This window comes from Enterococcus sp. 3H8_DIV0648 (assembly GCF_002140655.1).
In the GTDB taxonomy this organism is placed as follows: Bacteria; Bacillota; Bacilli; order Lactobacillales; family Enterococcaceae; genus Enterococcus_A; species Enterococcus_A hulanensis.
On record NZ_NGLG01000002.1, the window covers coordinates 917,075 to 936,908 of the forward strand.

Sequence of the window (19,834 nt, forward strand, 5' to 3'; positions counted from 1 at the left end):
TGTTTTATCCTTCTTTCATTAAGCTTTTCATATAAGACATGAAGTCTTGAAAATTTGTGATTTTCTGTAATTGATTGTCTAGTGTTGGATCATCCATCATTTTGATCATCAAGCGGCTGATTTCTTTATGCAGATTCAAATGATCCTTCTTGATGTTGATCAGAAAAATGACTCTGACCTGCTTTTCACGATAGCTCAGCGGTTTTTTCAACAGGATCACATCGATGACTTCCTTGACTGCCGCCTGCTCCATCGGATGGGGCCCTGCGATGCCGTGCTGATAGATCGTATCGATCATCTTTTCCCGTTCCAAGACACTTTGTTTAAAGCCCTGCTCCACCAATCCCTGCTCTTCTAAGCGAACGCCTTCCTTTTCTAAAAGCGCTAAATAGTCCTGCTGCGCTGGCGGATCGATTTGAAACCAGTCTGGATCAAACAAGCTGAGAATGAATTGATGCACATCGAACACTTTGTTTTGCGATTCCCGTAAAAGATTCAGATCCTTTTCGATCTTGGTGATCTCGGCCTGATTCAAAATTGGTTTCGTGTAAATGATCGGAATATCGAATTGGTCCTGCGCCAGTGGTACTGTCGAGATCATCAAATCATAGGTGGAATCGATCTGATCGATTTCATTTAAGGCAAAGGTATCGACCTCCGCGTTGCTGAAAAGACGTTCCAGCGTGACTTTTAATAAATACGCCGCCCCGCCGCCAGTCGAACAGATGACCGCGATCTTCTGATAATCGTCGATGACTTGATTGGACTGCTTTTCCAAGCTGGCCGCGAAATAAATAGCGACATACCCGATCTCATCCTTGCTGATGTCAGCGTCCAAGTCCTTATTCAGCTCATTGATAAAGCCCATCGCTACATTAAAGACATTGGCATATTGCGTGTAGATGTCATCAATGATGGGATTTTCCAATTGATGGCCGGTATAGAGCCGCTGCTGCAGCGGAGCCACATGCATCAATAACGCGTTGGCTAAATCTTGATCCTCGCGAAAATGCGTGTGATAGCGCCGATCGACATGCTCTAATGCCTTATCGATCGCCTGCTTTAATTGCCGGTTGCTGGCCGCATCGTCTAACACCGCAAATTTCCCCCGCAGCTGTTCTTCTAAATAATTCTTCTCTGCGTTAGAAAAAACGATCTGATAAGTCGCTTCGACATAAGCCACCAGCTCTTCGGTCAGACGATCATAATCATCGCCGATTTTCTGCTCCTCATCCTCTTCATTGTTCAAGGTGTTGTCCTGCATGATCCGAAAACTTAGCAAGCGGATATGCTGAACAATATTCTCAAAGACGATGTCGCTGATTTTCAGCTGATTTTTTTGGAGCTGCTCTTGTAAAAAGCGCCGCAAGTCAGCTTCGTCAAAAACAAAGTTGAACTCCTTGTAGCGTTCCGTCAGCACCGGTGTGTGGATGGTGTTGCGGATCAAATACAAGATCGCCCGCCGTTTTTTACTTTCGGTCCCGATGATTTTCAGACCGTAGTGAGCTTTGCTGAAAAGTGACAGCTCGTAATTCTCGCAAAACTGCTCCACCTGCTTAATGTCCGCCTTGACGGTCGATAAACTAACATCCAGCCATTCCGCGATCTGCTGCATCGTGATGTATTCCTCGTGAAACAGCAGCAGCAGCTCAATATTTTTGATCCGTTCCTGCGGACTTGTGCTGTCTACCTGCTCCTGGTGCTTTGTTTGCGCCAAGTAGCTTTGGAACTTGGTCTGATCAAGAATCTTCAGCTGATAGCCGGCTGAACGAACACGCTCAACGTCAAAGCCTGCTGCTGTCCCGATCTCCTTTAACCATTTGATATCATTTGCGAGCGTTCGCTCCGATATTTGAAATGCAGCGGCTAATGCCTTGGGAGCAATCGCTTGCTTCTTTGCATATAAGTATTCAACAATTTTTTCTTGTCTCATAACTACCTCCCGCTTACAACAAAACTATACAATGTAAGCCCTTTACTTAAAATGGCAACTTTTTCAATTTAAAAATGCAAAAATGAACTGAATGAAAAGGCGCTTCCCTATTAAAGCATAGCTGGCATCCCCTGCGAAAGTCGTTTTTCATGACAAAAAAATAAGCCCTTCATGAATGAAAGACTTATTCTCCAGCTCAATTTTCTAACATTTAATATACGAGTACCCCTGCTCCTGCAAATCAACGAGACCGATCACGCCGGATTCGATGATCTCAACCTGCTCATGCATCTGCTTCGAGCGGACGTGGAAGTTCCGCATGGAATGATGACAAGCCTGATAGGTGATATGAGGATACTCCTTCATAAATTTGATCACTCGCGGCAGCAAATAGCCTTGGATCGCCTCGCCATTCATCAATAGCACGATGTCTGCTTTAGGCTCTGACAACAAGATATGCTCAATATTATGACGGGCCTCTCTGATCATTCCCAACTCATCGACATGAAAAACAACTTTCATTTAAAACGCCTCCCTAATTCTATAATTTCTATTTAATGAGTGAAGCCATAATTTTTTATTTCTGTCCCCTCGTGAAAAACCAAGTGACTCTTTTCCAGCTCCTTGATCGCCGCCTTCAAATCCTCGATAAAATCATGCGCCATGTTCATACCGAAATCACTCCGCACCACGATCCGCTGAATCACCTGATGCTCCAGATTTTTCGGCAGCGGATAAGAAGGAACCTGCCAGCCCTTCATCAATAACCGATCCGACAGATCATAAAGCGTCCATTGACGTTCGCTATCTTCTGACAATTTATAGCAGACTAATGGCAGCTGTGTGCCGTCGTTGATGATCTCAAAATGACGTGAACGCTCCAGCTCTTTTGCCAAATAAACCGCCACATCGTGGGTCCGTTGATGGATACTTTGATAGCCCTCGAAGCCAAAACGCACGAAATTATAATACTGACCGATCATCTGAGAAGCACTATGGGAGAAATTGATCGCCATCGTCGGCATCTCACCGCCAAGATAGCTGACCTTAAAGATTAACTCCTCCGGTAAATATTTTTCATCCCGCCACACGACCCAGCCGACACCGGGATAAACTAAACCATATTTATGCCCGGAAGTATTGATGGAGATCACATTTTTCAATTGAAAATCCCATTCCAGCTCCGGTTCAACAAAGGGCGCATACAGACCACCCGATGCCGCATCCACGTGGATATAAACCTTGTGTTCAGTCTGTTGATTATACGCTTCGACTAGTTGATCTAATTTTTTAATATCGTCATATTGCCCGGTGTAGGTGATCCCCAAGATCCCAACGATCCCGATCGTATATTCATCTACCGCTTCCAGCGCCTTTTCCACATCTAAGGACAAGTGATCCGCCGACATCGGAATCTCTCGCAGCTCAATGTCCCAATAGACACAAAATTTCTCCCAGCAGACCTGATAGCCCGAAGAGATGATCAAATTTGGTTTTTTGGCCTGAATATCTACGCCTAACTTCTCAGCCCGCTTGCGCCAAGCAAACTTCAGTGCCATCCCGCCCAGCATACACGCTTCAGATGAACCGATCGTTGATGTTCCGATATATTTTTCCGGTCCGCGCGCATGCCACAGATCCGCGATCATGTTCACACAGCGATTCTCCATCTCGGCAGTCCGCGGGTACTCTGATTTATCGATCATATTTTTATCAAGCGTCTCACTCATCAGCTTGACCGCCTCAGGTTCCATAAATGTCTGACAAAAGGTCGCTAAATTCAAACGAGAATTTCCTTCATCTAATAAATCATCTTTAATCATTTGGTAAGCAATCCGCGGTTCGATCGATTTTTCCCCTAAATGATAAGACGGCAATACCTCGTCTTCATTCCTTGAACCAAAAATCGGTTCCAAATAACTCGCCTCACGTCGATCTTTCTTTCCATAAAGCATCTGACACATCTCCTCTAATTAAAAAAAGTGGCCCTGTTTATCCGATTGAAAAAAATTTTTCCTACTACTTTAAGAGTAGCTGAAAGCGCTAAAAAATACAAAAGAATTCCATCCATTTAACGAGCGATTTCTGCGTTTTTTGCGGATCAATGCAAAATAATGCGGTTATTTCAAAAAAAATAGGGCTTTTTTAAATAAAAGACTTTCTTTTTACTTGTGAATCTATTATTTTGGTAGTAGCATGCAAAAAAAATTAGCGGAGGACGCATTATGTCTTATCAAGAAATGCTTTTCAGTTTCTTAGGTGGTTTAGGGATTTTCCTTTTCGGGATCAAATATTTAGGGGACGGTTTGCAAAAAGCTGCCGGAAACCGATTAAGAGAAATTTTGAATCGATTTACATCAACACCTTTTCGCGCCGTTTTAGCCGGAATCATCGTGACCGGTTTAATCCAAAGCAGCTCGGGCACTACCGTATTAGCGGTGGGCTTAGTTAGTGCCGGCTTCATGACTTTAAGACAAGCGATCGGGGTTATCATGGGAGCCAACGTGGGGACCACTGTGACCGCTTTCATCATCGGGTTTAATTTGAGCGAGTACGCCCTGCCGATCATCGGTGCCGGTGCGATCTTACTCTTCTTTTCGAAACGAACCTCTTTGCAATCGATCGGACAGATCCTCTTTGGGTTCGGTGCGCTCTTTTACGGCTTGAAACTAATGGGAACCGCAATGGACCCCTTAAAAGACCTGCCGCAGTTTAATGAGTTAATGATCAGTGTCTCTCATCACCCTGTATTAGGTGTTGGTATCGGGACGTTATTAACGATGGTCCTGCAAAGCTCCAGTGCGACCATCGGTATTTTACAGCAGCTTTATATGCAAGGCAGCGTGACGCTGGGTGCCGCTCTGCCGATTCTTTTCGGTGATAACATTGGAACGACGATTACTGCGATCATCGCTTGTTTAGGCGCTAGTGTGGCCGCAAAACGGACCGCAGCCTCTCACGTGATCTTCAATCTGGTGGGTGCCCTGATCTTTACGATTCTCTTGGCGCCATTTACTAAAGTCGTCACCTTTTTCGCAGCTTCGTTAGGCTTGAATCCAGCCATGCAGCTGGCCTTTGCCCACGGACTGTTTAACCTGTCCAATCTGGCAATCCAGTTCTGGTTCATTCCGCAGATCGAAATGCTGGTGAAGAAGATCGTTCCAGGCAGCGAGAAGAATTTGAACATTCGAGCAGTCACCTTGAGCGAACCAATCATCCATACCTCTTCAGTTATGGCGATCGAGCAAGCAAAGGGCGAAGTGGTTCAGATGGGGAATTACGTCCTTTCTTCGCTAAACTCTGCCCGAAAATACTATAATGACACAAAAGAAGAATGGCGTGATGATGTCTTACAATATGAAGATGCCATCAATCAATGTGATATCGAATTAACAGAGTATCTCGTAAAAATCTCCGTCAGTGGATTGTCACCGTTAGAAAGTCAGGAACAAGCCATGCTGCTGGAGTTCACTAAAGACTTTGAACGTATAGGCGACCACTCCATCAACATCATTCGCTACGTGGAAGAATCGATTGCTCTGGAAGAAAAACAACGTGCCAAAGACAAACGAAACAAGACCAAATCAACGAGCAGCCGTCAAACCTTCCTGCTTCATGATGAGGACCTTGAACTTCTTTTCGATAAGGTATCAAAAAATATTCGCGATGCACTGCAAGTTTTGGAAAACGACGATGTTGAACTTGCCCAAAAAATGTTGGACCGCGAAGAAGAAATCAATCAATTAGTAGAATTATTGCGTAAGAAATACATCAAGCTCATGACAAATGGCGAAGGCCGCGCCGCTGACGGTGTGCTTTTGATCGATATCAGTTCGAACCTAGAACGCTCCAGCGATCGTACCTTGCATATCGCCAAGTATTTCTTAGGAAATAAATACAACTTCAAATACGATACGTCCAACTTCCATTATGAAGAAACCGAAGAAGCAGCCGATGAGGCAATCGGTGAGGCCGGCGAGGCTTTGGACTAAAAGTTAATCTTTTCGGAGTGGAGAAATCCACTCCTTTTTTTGTATCATTTTATTCCTCCACCTTTCACAATCGTAAGCTTACAGCCTTTTTCGTAAGTATTTTCCTATCAGCTTCCTTGGTAAGATAAATGTATCAAAGAAAGGGAGTTGTAAAAAAATGGATACATTTACTGTTATTTTGTTGGGTTGGGGGCTTTATTCTGTTGTTAATTATTTTGAGAAACGGGGCGAACGCGGCAAAGCAATTATCGCGACGATGCTGGTTAGTTTGGCGATCATTTTATCAAATATCTTCGGTAATTTTGCCAGCGCTTCACAGCTGGGATTGCCAAAGCTACTCTTGACGGTCGGTGCTTGTGTGCTGATTCTTTCCTTCTTCATTTTTCTGCCGGCTATTTTCAGAACAAAAAAATAAACTAGGTGAAAGATCTTTTTCGAGATCTTTCACCTAATTTTTTTATTCTTCGACAGATACGGGCACGACTTCAAACTTCGTCACATCCACCAGTCCAATATCAGTAATCTTCAAATTAGGAATGACGGCTAAAGACATGAAGCCCAGTGTCATGATCGGATCAACTTTTTCTGACACACCTAACACTTCATGGGCCAAACGATTGATCTCCGCTTCTTGGGCTGCGACCTCTTCGCCTGAAAGATCGCTCATCAATCCCGCGATCGGCAAAGCCATGCTGCCGATGACTTCTCCTGATTCGATCAATACTACGCCGCCTTCTTGCTCCTTCAATGCGTGCACGGCGGCAGCCATATCCTCGTCATTCGTTCCTGTAACGATCAAGTTATGGGAATCATGGGCGATCGATAAGCCGATCGCACCTTTTTTCAAGCCGTAATCCTTCAACAATCCCACAAAGACATTGCCGGTATTATGATGCCGCTCAATGACCGCGATTTTGGTGACATCCTGCTGCGGATCAAACACAAATCCGCCTTGAATATCTCTTTGAACAGAAACAATCGCTTCATTGGTCAAAGCCTCCTGCGGAATGACTTCGATCGCACGAGCTTTGCTGCTGGTTAAGTTCAGTGCTAACTGTTCTTTGCGGAAGTTGTCGATATGGACACTCGATTGAACATTTTCGGTCGAAATTCGCTTGATTGCTGGAAGATACTTTCCATTTTCAGCGATCAATTCACCAGCAATATACGTCGCTTCGATCTCCACTTGTGCTAAATCAGAAAAAATCACCAAATCGGCTCTCAACCCGGGAGCGATCGCCCCGCGATCAGTTAATTGGCAGCACTGAGCCGCATTGATCGTCGCCATTTGAATCGCTCGAATCGGAGGAACCCCTTCTTCAATACAAATTCGAATGCTGTTGTCCAAATGTCCTTTTTCCAGCATTGTTTTCGCCTGCAAGTCATCCGCTGATAAAACACAGCGCTGATAGTTGTTATCCGTCACACCTTTTAACAACGTCCGCAGGTTCTGAGTTACCGAGCCTTCACGTAAAAAGACATACATGCCGCGAGCGATCCGATCCTTCAATTCCTGAACGGTTGAACATTCATGATCGTTCGCGATCCCTGCGGCGGCATAAGCGTTTAATTCTTCATTGAAAATCATCGGCGAGTGACCATCAATCCGCAAGCCGCGTTCCTTTGCGGCCAACAGCTTATCCAATACCTCGTCTTGGGCATTGATCACGCCGGGGAAATTCATGAACTCCGCCAAACCATCCACCTGATTTTTTTCGAAGGCCGGAATCATATCCGCCGCCTCTACTACCGCACCAGCATTTTCCATGTTCGTCGCCGGTACACAAGAAGGCATCATATAGCGAATATCCAGCACCGTTTCCTTCGCCGCCTCCACCATATAATCCAATCCGTGCAAACCTAAGACATTAACAATTTCGTGGGGATCAGCCAACACGGTCGTCGTTCCGTGAGGCACTAACAGCCGGCCAAATTCCTCCGGTGTCACATAAGAGGACTCCACATGGATATGCGGATCGATAAAGCCCGGCGCCACAAATTTCCCCTTTAAATCAACGGTTTCTTTCCCTTCATACGCTCCGTTGATCCCAGCGATCCTTCCATCAACAATCGCTACATCCCCCTGCATGATCTCCGCTTGATAAACATCGATCACCTGCGCATTTTTTAAAACTAAATCAGCCGGCACCCGTCCCGCTGCTACATCAATCAATCGCTTTAATGTCTTTTTATCCACTGCCTTCTCCCCTTTTTAAATATTTTTTCTATTATAGCAGGGTTGAACTCGCGAGACACTAACAAATCGCTATAATTTGAAAAAGATTCTAAGAAAGGCTCCACAAACTCGCTTTTCAAAAAATAAGCAAGTTTATGGAGCCAGAGAATTTAGAAATGACCTATAAAGAAGTTGCTATTCTGTTAATCACTCTCTTTTAAAGAAGAGCTCTAATCTTTGTCCTCAGCTTCTTCCCAAACAACATCGCGATAAAGGCTAGCGCACCAACACAGCCAATTACAGCGATCAGAATAATTGATTGAAATCTATTTTCGAAATTAATCATGTTAGATAAGAAATTGAAGGCTAATACACTGATAAGAATCATCACTAATGTAGACTGAAATAATTTTAAGTAGTAGTTACGATTATAGCTTATTGGATAAATATCTAGTTGCTTAACTATAAATCGATAAGCAATTATTGTTGCAAATACGGTACTAAGCGTTGTCGCAATGGCCAAACCAAAACCTTTGAACAGATAAATACAGGGGATTTGAAGCAGCAATTTTAATAGAATGATCTGTGAAGTGAAATGGATCGCCTTCTTATGAAAACTCAACGCTTGTAAAACGGCAAGTAATACTGTAAAAATACCCAAGAATGATGTACTAATGATCGTCACTGCTAAATACATGCTTCCTGCAAAATCAAAACCAAAGAATAGTGTATTTAAAGGCACACATAGCAGTACCATTCCTATTGTTGAAGGTACTAAAAAAGTAATCGTTAAACGCAGGATATCCGAGACACTGGTCAGCAAATCAAATTTCGCCTTAATCATACTCAATAGGGGCAAAGATGAAATAGTGATCGAACTGATAATCGCTAAAAGTATCGGTGCTAATTTATTCGGATTTGTAGAAGCCAGTGTATAAAGTGTTTGTAATTCAGCTAAACTAATCTGTGGAAAAAGTAAAGAGAATAATGGTCTTAATGAAACCTGATCAATCAACTGTAAAATGGAGATGGCTGATCCTACATAAACAAATGGCAAAGATTCCTTAATGATATCAACGGCAAGTTTTTTCGATTTTTTTAAAGATTTTATTGGTGAGAAAGTGAAATACTTAAGACGAAACATATCCTTCTTCTTCCCAGCCCAAAGCAGATAAGCAATTGCGAATATTCCACCTACACTTGACGCAAACGTGCTCAGTACAACCGCTGATAGAATACTCCCATTAAAATGAACTCGGACCAAATAGGTTCCCATCAGAATTACGATCACTCGAACCAATTGCTCGATAACTTGAGAAATCCCAAACGGAACACTCAAACTTAACCCTTGGAAATATCCTCTTATCGCACTTAACATAGGGATGATCAGCAATGAAAAGCACAAGCTTCGTATTGCTGTTGTACCGGCCGCATGATTAACTATCGGACTGATGCTGCTCAATACTGGAGCAAAAATAAACATCAATAAAGCAGAGAGAATACCTATCATTTCCATAACAGCCAAACCACTTTGAAATAATTCTCTTATACGATCTGTATTTCCTTTAGCATTTAACTCAGCAATTTTTTTCGCAATGCCGCTAGGAAAACCCGCTGTACCTAGCGATAAAAACAAAGCGTAAGGAAGATACGCGACGTTATAAAGAGCTTGCGCAGTTTGCTGATCACGAGTATTCCCCATAAATATCAGCCAAGGAATCAGATAGACAATTCCTAGAACCTTGCAAATAATGTTAGACATAGATAACCAAAAAGCTCCCGTGAACAATTTCTTTTTCATTTACTTACCTCCAACCAGATAGAATAAGTATAGATAAAATACCTGTCTCTTATACACATCTAGATGTGTATAAGAGACAGATGTATGGCTATCAATTGGTTGAATCCAAAGAACATAGCTGGTCACAAATAAAACCACTATTACTAAAATGACAAGAAGCAGTAATACAAACTTTTTTATTTTTTTCAGCATCATTTTCTCCTCCTTTCTTGTTAAAATCATTTGACCGTTTTTCTCAGCTCTGTCTCGAAGTTTTTCTTCCTTTTTAAGCGCTGTTCCCTACGCCTGACCCTCAATTGGCAAAATCTAAAGTATGTGAATACGGCTGCCATGATAAATCCAACTGGAACCGTTAAAAAAATGCCAACAAACGTTTTTATTCTTTCCCACATGACGTTCCCTCCCAAAACCATTTCTCCTACTATTCTAAAAAAAACAGCTCAATCAACTATCAAGGATTTGTCAAAAAAATATCAAGAATACACAGCTACCTCATTTCAGCAGAAAGTATTTTTCTACAACCCTGAAAAATACTCTTATCTTCGTCACGCATATCATTTTGCTAAATAGCTCAGAAAATTGATTTACGTACAATACTTACTATCGATCAGCTGCTATTTGTATACTGCAAAAAGCAGAACTGACAAGAAAAAGAACCGGATTTTTTCCGATTCTTTCGTAGTTAAACTATTTTTTTGGGAAAAGCTAACCGAATAGTGAAGTCTTCCTCACTTACTTCTGCAGTGACGTCGATCGCTAACTGTTTACTTAATAATTCCACGATGGCTAAGCCTAATCCGTTTCCATTCCTAGCGTGACTCGCGACGTAAAAGCGTTGAAAGATTTTTTGAGGATCAATCGGCTCTGCACTTTCGTACTTATTGGAGAAAGTCAAAATCGTTTGTTCTTGTTGCAAAAGCTCAACGCGCAGCTGATCTTTCCCATGCTGCAGTACATTTGCGATCACATTTTGTAAGATGCGCGTCACAAGTTTTGCATCCGACAGGATAAAACAATCTTCTTGAACTTCCAACGTCGGGACAATCAACCGCTGTTCGAAAGTCGCAGTTTCCTTCAGCATCTCATCAATTAACAGCTGACTTAGATTAAATCGCTCCAGCTCTAATTCGACTGTCTTTGATTCATAATAAGAAAGCTCGAAAAAAGATTGCGTCAATGATTTCATCGCTAGCGATTTTTCTAATAAAATTTGAACAGCTTCTTGCTGCTCTGCGGAAAGCTCTTCCCGTTCTAAAAGCTGAAGATAGCCGATCATCGACGTCAGCGGTGTACGTAAGTCATGCGAGATTTCAGAGATTGTCTCTTTCAATTCCTGTTCTTGATTGAAAGTGGCGATCCGTTCCGTGCGCTGCTCCATGATTTGCTGATTGATGGTTTCGGTCAACTGATTGATCGCAGGATTGAACAAACTAATCTCAACTAACTGATTACTATTCAGATCGATTTGCTTTAGCCGCTGATTTATTTTACTGATTTCTCGTTGCGATAAAATAAGAAACAGGGTGAGAATCAAAATAATAAGCAGCAAAACAATCAAAATTACTTTCATTGCCTCACCTCTTTTTTCGAAATTATCTTAAATCTTGTCGTTCAAAAATAAATAGTGTCGTTCCGATCGAAACACCCCAGAAAATAAACGCCGAGAATAGCGCTTTGTACAATTGAGCCGCGGATAGATGAATCTGTGCAACCACATCCATTTGCTGTAAAGGAAAATATTCATAAATATCGGCAAAATAAGAGCTTTTATCCGCAAATAACCCGCTCAGTTCGATTAGGATTACGATAAGCAAGCCGCTCACAATCAGCGTTTTCGGAATGTCCTTGCAAATAAAAGAAACTAGGATAAAAAGGCTGACAACGGAAATATTTAACAGTGTCACTAATACCAGAGCTCTCAAAATATAAAGAAAGTCAGCCAGCGCAAAAGCCTCTCCCCAGCCACGAAGCTTCGTCACCACAACAGTCGTCAGGATCGGTGTGAGCAATAATAAGAACGCAGAAAAGCTGCTGTAAACAATTGTTTTTGCGAAAACTATGCTTTTACGGCTATGTCCGTTGGCAATTTGCTGATGCAAGGTACGCTGCGTATAATCGGAGCCGAGAAAAAAGCCCGCCAAGATTACAGGACCAAAAATAACTGAATTGGCAGAAAAGCTGTTGGCAAAGGTCGCTTGTCCACTTAATAAATACGTCGGCAGCGCATCGTTAGCAAGGACTTTGTCGATCATAGTATAAGATAAATAAGCTGCCAGCAAAAATAAAAGCGGAACTGTCCATAGCCTAAATAATCTGCGGTACTCGACTTTGACTAAATTTATCATTGCAAATCCCCCCTGACCGTTTGCACAAAGTAATCTGTTAAATTATCTTCGGCAATCGTTAACGAACGGAGCTCAATATTATGATCGACTAGGCAGGTTAGTACACGATTTAGATCATCGACGTAATCAAATAATTTAATTGAATGATCCGGCATGACTTGATAATTTGTCGTCTTTAAATGTTGCTCGATCATCGCGGCGGCTAATGAAGGCTCCTTTACTTTCAAAGCAATATGGCGCTGACTGCGCTCTTGTAATTCTGCTTGTCTGATCGTTTCAATAATTTTTCCTTCATTGATAATGATGTACTCAGTCACTAGCTGATGGAGCTCGTCCAAGAGGTGACTGCTGATCAGCATCGTCACCTTCTTTTCGCGATTGATCCGCAAGAGCGTTTCTCTTAACTCAACGATACTCATAGGATCTAACCCATTATTTGGCTCATCCAGAATCAAAATATCCGGTTCACTGACTAGCGCCTTGGCGATCCCTAAGCGCTGCCTCATCCCTAAAGAGAAATTTTTGGCCTTCTTTTTACCCATATCAGCCAGCCCCACCGCTTCCAATGCCCGATGAACCAATTCTTTATTTGGCAAGCCACGTGAAATCCGCACCATATTGACATTTTCATAAGCGCTCATATCTGGATAGATCGCTGGAGACTCGATCATGCTGCCGATTCGTTTACGATTTTCATTTAAATCCTTTTTATCTGATTGATTGAACAGCAGCACTTCTCCGGAATCGCTCTTGATCAGCCCCATCAAAATATTTAGCAGTGTCGTTTTCCCCGCACCGTTTAACCCGATAAAGCCATAGATTTTCCCAGCCTCAAGGGCGAGCGAAACATCCTTTAAAACCTTTACCCTGCCAAAGCTTTTATTGATCCTCGTTGTTTTTAATACGATTTCTGCCATATTCTACACACCCTTTACCGAATGATTTCCCTGCTGCTTTCATTTTACTGAGGAGGTGTCAAGAAATGTTCCGTGAAACTATCAAGAATTTATCAAGATTCCAGCTTTACTAAGCGATAGCCGACACCCCAAACGGTTTCAATGTACTCTCTCGTTGAATCGATCGCAGTTAATTTTGTTCGTAACGAGCTGATATGAACATTGATCGTGTGTCCATCATCGCGATAGGCATCCTTCCACACACTCTCAAAAATATTTTGCTTTGAAAAAACTTTATTGGGGTGCATCAGTAATAATTCTAATAGTTGAAACTCCGTACTGGTCAATTGAAGTTCCTGCTGCTCTAAAAAGGCTCTTCGTTCTTCACGGTTCAGCCGTAATTGACCATGCCGCAACTCTGTCACCGCTTCCTTTTTGATCGGCGCGTTTCTCCGCAGCACCGCTTCGGCTCGTGCTGTCAGTTCATCGATGTCAAAAGGCTTCGTGACATAATCATCGGCGCCGATTTTCAGCAGATCGATCTTGGTCGTAACCAGCTCTTTGGCAGAAATAATAATGACCGGCACATCTGAAAACGTACGCAGCTTCACCAAAACAGAGTCCCCGCTCTTATAAGGCAAATTTAAATCTAGAAAAACCAAGTCGAAGGACTCCTTCTCTAAATAATCGATCCCTGCAAGTCCATCATAGGCGATCGTACAATGCCAATCGTTTTTTTCCATCACTTTTTTTAGCATTGAACAAATCGCTGGATCGTCATCAATGACCAGTATTCTCATGAAAGGCCCTCTTTTCTTTAACAAATTGGATGTGTTTATTTTCATTTACTTCTATTATATACAACATTTAAATATCTGCCTATTTGGTGTTGGAAGTAGCAATTTTCATGAAGAGACGAATTCATCTTCACTAAAGTATTTCGTATGAGTTGTCAATTCAAGACACACAAAAAAGCAGCTCCGCTATTTTCCGAAGCTGCTTCCTTCTATTATATTAGCCTTCTGGATGCAGCACATTATGTGTCTTCTTCAACACTTCATCTGTATAATCCGTTAAGCTTTGATACACTTCTTCATTTAACTGTTTATAGATCGCTACGTTTTCTGGTTTTGGCGTGAAGACATCCTTCACCTTGACCATTTTTTCAACGGCTTCTTCGTAACTTCCATAAATGCCTAAGCCAACCGCTGCGTTGATCGCAGCTCCGACGCTGGCACTGCCGTTTACGACATTTCGTTTGACCGGCAGATTGAAGACATCCGCAAATATCTGCATCAGCAAGTCACTGTTCGACCCGCCGCCGGTAACGATCACTTCATCGATCGGATGACCCATTTCATCCGTCATATTGGTGACATTGTTCTTCATCGTATAAGCGATACCTTCCAAAATTGAACGGTACAGATAGCGATAATCGTGATGGGCATTGAAGCCGATCATGACTCCTCGTTTGAATGGTTCCCACGGATTCGCCAACCAATCTAATTTTGTCATCAAGCCGTCACTTCCGGCTGGAATATTTGCGGCTTGCTCATTTAGATATTCCTCTTCACTGATGCCTTGATAGTTGGAGCGAATACTGATTTTTTCCCCTAACAAATCTTTGAACCAAGAAACGGTCCACATTCCGCGACGAATACCATAGCCCTCATAAATATAACGACCAGGCATAGAGGACAGGATGCCCCAATAATTCACCGCATCGCTAGGCGGCATCTGCTTACCCATCATCATGCTGCAAATATAAGTACCTAAAGAAACCACGGCACTCGTATCTTGAATCAATCCAGCACCCAGCGCTTCAACTGCTTTATCACTAGTTGTGGCAAATACTGGCAGCCCTTCAGGTAATCCCGTTTTTTCGCTGGCTTCCTTGGTGATCGTTCCCAGCTTGTCTCCGGGTTTGACCGCTTCAAACAGCATCTCTTCTGGTAAATTATATTGCTTCAATACTTCTTCATTAGTTGACCAGTCCCACGTATCATAATCCACCGGCCATTGTCCAAAGTTATTACCGATATTATCCTTAAATTCACCCGTTAAGCGATGCGTGATATAACCGCTGGTGGATGTCACGTATTGCACATCTGGATTGTCATGGACATAAGGCGTTGACGTGCGTTTATCCATCCAGCTGATGACCGGCTGTGCCAGCGTGCCGTCTTTTTTCAATAAAACACGGCAGCAGCGAATAAAGCCTAGCCCGATCCCTACGATATTTTCCTTCCGTTCTCCGAATTCATCCATTGCTTTACTTGCGGCGGAGCATAACGCATCCCACAAATCATCGCCTGGATGTTCAACTACGACATCTTCTCCCAGGTGCATCGGACGCAACGCTTCTTTGCCTTCGCCCACGATATTTCCTTCTAAATCAAAAATGACGATCTTGGTACTTTGGCTTCCGCCGTCAATACCAACAATATATTTTTTCTCCATAGTCTCTCCTTGATTTTTTTCTTCTATAATATAGGTGGACTATCGTACTAAGAACCCACCATCGACTGCCAAGATATGTCCATTAACAAAATGTGACGCTTCTGATGCTAAGAAAGCTGTTGCGCCCATCAAGTCAGCAACATCGCCCCAACGTCCTTCTGGTGTGTGATCCACGATCCACTTGCTGCGTTCTGGGTCTTCGATGGATGCTTTGGCCGCATGTGTTTTGAAGTAGCCCGGTGCGATCCCGTTTACTTGGATATTGTATTGCGCTAATTCGTCACAATAAGCTTTGGTCAAACCAGCCAAGCCGTGTTTAGAGGCTGCATAAGCCGGTGCCCATTGTCCCCCCAAGAAAGAGAACATAGAACAGATGTTGATGATTTTTCCGCTCTTTTGAGGAATCATTACTTTAGCGGCTTCATGACTCATATCAAAGGCTGCAGTTAGATTGATGTTGATGGTTGGGTCCCATTTGTCGCGGCCGTAGCTTACGACATCGTCACATGGACAAATGCCCGCACAGTTCACTAAAATATCAACCGAGCCAAGTTCAGCGACACATTTTTCAACTACTTCTTGGCACACGCCGTCTTTAGTAATGTCTGCTTCCATGTAGGCTGTTTTCGCTCCGCGTTCTGCTAACACCGCGTTGAATTCTGGATCGTCAGGCATGATCGACGGCATAAAGATGTTCGCCCCTGCTTCTGCTAATGCCAATGAGAATGCTTGTCCTAATCCCGTATTCCCGCCTGTTACGATCGCGTTTTTCCCTTTGATGTGAAACATATCCATTTTAAAGTCTTTGATTTCCATTTTTCTACCTTCTTTTCCTTTATTTTTGTTTTTCACCCGCTTGGGGGTTATTCCTTAAGTTTACTGCTGAGTTTCCTTGCGAATTCCGCCGCATCGCCATGTACGACAATACTAGCTAAATAATTCATCGGCGCACCAAGATCCGTGTTCACCGAAATAATCTCTTTGACATTCTTTAATCCTTCGATATGCTGCGTCGAGCCATAAATCCCCAGCGCCAGATAAAGATCGGGGCTGACTGTCTTGCCCGATTGCCCCACTTGGATCTCTCGTGGTGCCTTCTTGCGATCGACCAGCTGTTTTGATACCGCCACGACGCCCTTCAGCTCATCTGCCAAATCCTGCAATTGATCGATCGGCTGCGTATAGCCGCCCCCTGCCGAAACAATCACGTCTGCTTCACGAATATCAATGCCGCTTTGTTCACTTTCCACGACCGCTAACACTTCGATTGATGACGCTTTCAATTGTGTAGGAATAAAATCGATGATTGTCGGTTCCTTGGTCAAGTCCTCCGCATGAAAGACATTGGGATGGACACTTGCCATGATGGGAGACGATTCGCACACGATACTTGCCATAATATTGCCTGAAAAAGCCGGCCGCACTAGTTTTTTTCCGCGTTTGTCAACATGGATATCGGTAATATCAGCCACTAATCCTACCTCAAGCCGCATCGCCAAGCGCGGCGCCACCATTCGCCCAAATTCCGTTGCTAAAATGATGATGCTGTCAAACTGATACTTCCTATGAACCTGCTCAATGATATCCGTTACTACCCGACTGTCCTTTAGTTGGAGCGTTGGCGTCTCAACATTAATCACTGCATCAAGCCCTTTAACTTCTTCAGGCAAGTTGATCCCTAAACCATAAACGCAGGTTTCTTCTTCACCAGCCAAACGATTGACTACCTCGACCAAATCCAATGAATAATCGATCTGATCGTTATCTATCAGAATGAGTCCTTTAAACATTATAAGTACCCCTTTTCTTTTAGAAAATGAATCACTTCATCGATGCCTTCGTCGTCGACCTTCACTACTTTGTGTTCCACCTGTTCTCTTTTTACGACTACATTTTTTCTCACCTTGGTAGGTGAACCCTTGCCGCCAATTTGTTCGGCTGTTAACTGCAGCTCCTCATTGGTTATCAGCGCAAATTGGTCATCCACATTTCTCCCGATATTTTCATATCTAACAAACCCTAAGCGCAAATTCATTTGATGGGTGACGCTCAACACGCTGGGATTTTCAATCTTCAAGCGATACGTTTTTTCCTCTTGCAGCGCTTCAACGATCGAATAGGCAGGAGTCGCTTCTTTGATTGCGACGATATTGGAAAACTGATTGATCCCCATCGTTTCCGCGATCTGCGGACCCACATGACCTGTTCCGCCATCTAGCGTATGTGTACCGGTGAGCAATAAATCATATTCCTTCGAGGCAAGATAGCGAGAAATGATCCGACTGGTCACCAGTGAATCGCTGCCGGCAAAATGACGATCGCTGATCAATGTCGCATGATCCGCTCCCAGCCGAACAAAGTCCTTCATCGGCTCTTCCAGCTTCAGCGGTCCCATCGTCACGACTTCCACATAAACAGAAGGGTCCTGCTTTTTTTGCATCATGGCAAAAGCCACGGCATTCTTATCATCTGGATTTAGAATCAGACGTGAAGCGTCGCGATTGATCTTGTCTGTTTCGTAATCGTATTCAAATTTTTCCGTGTCTGGAACGTATTTGACTAAACAAATGATTTTCATACTTGCCCTTCCTATCACTTCATTTCATTCAAGGGCGAAAATTCGCCCTCGAATGAATCGTCGATTTATTTTTGATACTTCAAGCCTTCTTGAACTGGGTAGATATTACCAAAGCTCATGACACCCTTCGGATCGAAGACTTCCTTCAAGCTTTCCAGCATATAGTATGCAGATTGGTGCTCTTCTTTGGTCCATTCATTCCGATATTTGCCGATACCGTGATGGTGACACATTGAGCCGCCTAATTTCAGTGTTTCTTCTACGATGATCGCTTGGATCGGATGATGATAAATCTTCATTTCATCTTCTGGTTCGCAGTTGATGTCATAGTTGTAAACGAAGTACATGTTGGTTCCGTTCAAGTAGCTATGAGAAGAATGTCCGCCTAGCATCGTTAAATCATCTGCCCGCGGAAACTCATTGCGAATCCGGTTGATGACGTTGTTATAGATTTTCGTGATCGTTTCCCAATCGGCTGATACTTCTGTCGTATAGCCATCATGCTTGTCATTATCGATCATGCCTTGGATTTCATCGTCAATCGTTTGTTGGGTCCAGTTCAATTGGTTGAACCAGTTTTCGATCAACTGAGAATCCACTTGCTTCACGATACCGTCTTTGAATTTTTCGACCGCTTCTTCGATTCCTTTGCCGGTCGCTTCAACGATGCCTTCTGGTCCTTCTGCCATGAAGATCAAGACGCATTTTCCTTCGTAGAAATGATAGAAATGCTGGCGTGCATCTTCTGGCGAATACGTCCGGGCAACCGATGGACGATAGCCGTTTACCATCACTTCACGCAGAACCTTCACACCATCTTCGACATCGTTCACTAGATAGCCAAAGAATTTATTATTGTCTGGATAATATTTAAAGATTTTCACCGTTACTTCGGTGATGTAGCAAAGTGTTCCTTCATTTCCGATGACGATATGGCGAATATCTGGTCCGCCGGCACGACGAGAAATATTTTTAATGCGTGAGATGTGCCCATTCGGGAAGACACATTCAAGTCCGACTACCATGTCTTCGATTCCGCCATATAACGTTGAGAATTGTCCGATTGAACGAGTGGCCACCAAACCGCCATATTGTGCGATCGGTTTTGATTGCGGCGAATGTCCTGTCGTATAGCCGATCTTTCTCAGCTCATCTTCTAACGCTTGCAAGGGAACGCCTGCTTGAACAGTCGCCTGCATGTTGTAAGGATCTATTTTTAAAATCTTGTTCATACGCGAACCGTCGATTACTAATGCTAAGTCTTTCCAGTTTTCCAAGCCGCCTTCAGTTGCGGTTTGACCACTTCTAGGAATAACGTTGATGTCATTGTCGTTACAATACATCAGCAACTCTTTGACTTCTTCTGCATTGTTGGGATAAACAACTGCAGTCGGCAGCGGATTGTCCAGCACCCCTTTAGCTTTCATATACTTGCGATAGCGGTCAGAGGCGGCATCATATAATGTTGCATGATCCGTGACTACCTGTTCTTCAGCGACGATTTTTTTCACGTCCTTAATGATTGCTTCTTTCACCAATGTTTCAGAATTCATTCAATTAGCTCCATTCATCTTTTTTTCGAAAGCGCTTTTCCTGAGTTCAGTATAAAGGGTCATTTTCCATTTTACATTAAAATTTGATTAAATTTTCTAT

The 19,834-nt window shown here is 43.1% G+C and carries 16 protein-coding genes; 2 read left to right on the top strand and 14 right to left on the bottom strand.

What is annotated here, in order from left to right:
- Positions 1-4: 4 nt before the first annotated feature.
- From A5875_RS20570 to A5875_RS20580, 3 genes are all read right to left on the bottom strand, one after another.
- Positions 5-1,933 (bottom strand): BglG family transcription antiterminator, encoded by a 1,929-nt coding sequence (locus A5875_RS20570; protein ID WP_088935430.1) that lies wholly within the window; start codon positions 1,931-1,933, stop codon positions 5-7.
- A gap of 204 nt (positions 1,934-2,137) precedes the next feature.
- Positions 2,138-2,455, bottom strand: coding sequence for a DsrE family protein (locus A5875_RS20575; protein ID WP_088935431.1), 318 nt, complete (start codon positions 2,453-2,455; stop codon positions 2,138-2,140).
- Between the two features lie 32 nt (positions 2,456-2,487).
- On the bottom strand, positions 2,488-3,888 hold the full coding sequence (locus A5875_RS20580) for a glutamate decarboxylase (RefSeq protein WP_088935432.1): 1,401 nt from the start codon (positions 3,886-3,888) through the stop codon (positions 2,488-2,490).
- Between the two features lie 270 nt (positions 3,889-4,158).
- Here A5875_RS20580 and A5875_RS20585 point away from each other — a divergent pair, with 270 nt between their 5' ends.
- Positions 4,159-5,925 (top strand): Na/Pi cotransporter family protein, encoded by a 1,767-nt coding sequence (locus tag A5875_RS20585; protein ID WP_088935433.1) that lies wholly within the window; start codon positions 4,159-4,161, stop codon positions 5,923-5,925.
- A gap of 157 nt (positions 5,926-6,082) precedes the next feature.
- Positions 6,083-6,340 carry a hypothetical protein gene (locus tag A5875_RS20590; RefSeq protein WP_088935434.1) on the top strand — a complete coding sequence of 86 codons (258 nt, stop codon included), beginning with the start codon at positions 6,083-6,085 and terminating at the stop codon, positions 6,338-6,340.
- Between the two features lie 42 nt (positions 6,341-6,382).
- On the opposite strand, the gene ade is transcribed toward A5875_RS20590, so the two are convergent.
- The 11 genes from ade to A5875_RS20650 all read right to left on the bottom strand — a co-directional run bounded on the left by ade (position 6,383) and on the right by A5875_RS20650 (position 19,734).
- Positions 6,383-8,122, bottom strand: a complete 1,740-nt coding sequence (gene ade, locus A5875_RS20595) for an adenine deaminase (protein WP_088935435.1) — start codon at positions 8,120-8,122, stop codon at positions 6,383-6,385.
- A gap of 196 nt (positions 8,123-8,318) precedes the next feature.
- Positions 8,319-9,902: an oligosaccharide flippase family protein gene (locus A5875_RS20600; RefSeq protein ID WP_088935436.1), complete on the bottom strand. Its 1,584-nt coding sequence runs from the start codon at positions 9,900-9,902 to the stop codon at positions 8,319-8,321.
- Between the two features lie 682 nt (positions 9,903-10,584).
- Entirely contained in the window at positions 10,585-11,472 is an 888-nt protein-coding gene (locus A5875_RS20610) for a sensor histidine kinase (protein ID WP_088935438.1), read from the bottom strand.
- 22 nt (positions 11,473-11,494) lie between these two features.
- Complete coding sequence (locus A5875_RS20615) at positions 11,495-12,247, bottom strand: ABC transporter permease subunit (protein WP_088935439.1); 753 nt, start codon at positions 12,245-12,247, stop codon at positions 11,495-11,497.
- On the bottom strand, positions 12,244-13,164 hold the full coding sequence (locus tag A5875_RS20620; protein ID WP_088935440.1) for an ABC transporter ATP-binding protein: 921 nt from the start codon (positions 13,162-13,164) through the stop codon (positions 12,244-12,246). Before A5875_RS20620 ends, A5875_RS20615 begins: the two co-directional genes overlap by 4 nt.
- Positions 13,165-13,256: 92 nt before the next feature.
- Positions 13,257-13,943 carry a response regulator transcription factor gene (locus A5875_RS20625; RefSeq protein WP_088935441.1) on the bottom strand — a complete coding sequence of 229 codons (687 nt, stop codon included), beginning with the start codon at positions 13,941-13,943 and terminating at the stop codon, positions 13,257-13,259.
- A gap of 214 nt (positions 13,944-14,157) precedes the next feature.
- On the bottom strand, positions 14,158-15,603 hold the full coding sequence (locus A5875_RS20630; protein ID WP_088935442.1) for an FGGY-family carbohydrate kinase: 1,446 nt from the start codon (positions 15,601-15,603) through the stop codon (positions 14,158-14,160).
- Positions 15,604-15,642: 39 nt separating this feature from the next.
- Positions 15,643-16,419, bottom strand: a complete 777-nt coding sequence (locus A5875_RS20635; protein WP_088935443.1) for an SDR family oxidoreductase — start codon at positions 16,417-16,419, stop codon at positions 15,643-15,645.
- A gap of 47 nt (positions 16,420-16,466) precedes the next feature.
- Entirely contained in the window at positions 16,467-17,393 is a 927-nt protein-coding gene (locus tag A5875_RS20640) for an electron transfer flavoprotein subunit alpha/FixB family protein (RefSeq protein WP_088935444.1), read from the bottom strand.
- On the bottom strand, positions 17,393-18,181 hold the full coding sequence (locus A5875_RS20645; protein WP_088935445.1) for an electron transfer flavoprotein subunit beta/FixA family protein: 789 nt from the start codon (positions 18,179-18,181) through the stop codon (positions 17,393-17,395). The genes A5875_RS20640 and A5875_RS20645 overlap by 1 nt, the downstream gene beginning before the upstream one ends.
- Before the next feature lie 65 nt (positions 18,182-18,246).
- Positions 18,247-19,734, bottom strand: a complete 1,488-nt coding sequence (locus A5875_RS20650) for an FAD-binding oxidoreductase (protein WP_088935446.1) — start codon at positions 19,732-19,734, stop codon at positions 18,247-18,249.
- Positions 19,735-19,834: the final 100 nt, after the last annotated feature.

Excerpts from the sequence above, each read along its gene's own strand:
- A5875_RS20570 (WP_088935430.1), bottom strand. The coding sequence starts at position 1,933 with ATGAGACAAGAAAAAATTGTTGAATACTTATATGCAAAGAAGCAAGCG.
- A5875_RS20575 (WP_088935431.1), bottom strand. The coding sequence starts at position 2,455 with ATGAAAGTTGTTTTTCATGTCGATGAGTTGGGAATGATCAGAGAGGCC.
- A5875_RS20580 (WP_088935432.1), bottom strand. The coding sequence starts at position 3,888 with ATGCTTTATGGAAAGAAAGATCGACGTGAGGCGAGTTATTTGGAACCG.
- A5875_RS20585 (WP_088935433.1), top strand. The coding sequence starts at position 4,159 with ATGTCTTATCAAGAAATGCTTTTCAGTTTCTTAGGTGGTTTAGGGATT.
- A5875_RS20590 (WP_088935434.1), top strand. The coding sequence starts at position 6,083 with ATGGATACATTTACTGTTATTTTGTTGGGTTGGGGGCTTTATTCTGTT.
- A5875_RS20600 (WP_088935436.1), bottom strand. The coding sequence starts at position 9,902 with ATGAAAAAGAAATTGTTCACGGGAGCTTTTTGGTTATCTATGTCTAAC.
- A5875_RS20610 (WP_088935438.1), bottom strand. The coding sequence starts at position 11,472 with ATGAAAGTAATTTTGATTGTTTTGCTGCTTATTATTTTGATTCTCACC.
- A5875_RS20615 (WP_088935439.1), bottom strand. The coding sequence starts at position 12,247 with ATGATAAATTTAGTCAAAGTCGAGTACCGCAGATTATTTAGGCTATGG.
- A5875_RS20620 (WP_088935440.1), bottom strand. The coding sequence starts at position 13,164 with ATGGCAGAAATCGTATTAAAAACAACGAGGATCAATAAAAGCTTTGGC.
- A5875_RS20625 (WP_088935441.1), bottom strand. The coding sequence starts at position 13,943 with ATGAGAATACTGGTCATTGATGACGATCCAGCGATTTGTTCAATGCTA.
- A5875_RS20630 (WP_088935442.1), bottom strand. The coding sequence starts at position 15,603 with ATGGAGAAAAAATATATTGTTGGTATTGACGGCGGAAGCCAAAGTACC.
- A5875_RS20635 (WP_088935443.1), bottom strand. The coding sequence starts at position 16,419 with ATGGAAATCAAAGACTTTAAAATGGATATGTTTCACATCAAAGGGAAA.
- A5875_RS20640 (WP_088935444.1), bottom strand. The coding sequence starts at position 17,393 with ATGTTTAAAGGACTCATTCTGATAGATAACGATCAGATCGATTATTCA.
- A5875_RS20645 (WP_088935445.1), bottom strand. The coding sequence starts at position 18,181 with ATGAAAATCATTTGTTTAGTCAAATACGTTCCAGACACGGAAAAATTT.
- A5875_RS20650 (WP_088935446.1), bottom strand. The coding sequence starts at position 19,734 with ATGAATTCTGAAACATTGGTGAAAGAAGCAATCATTAAGGACGTGAAA.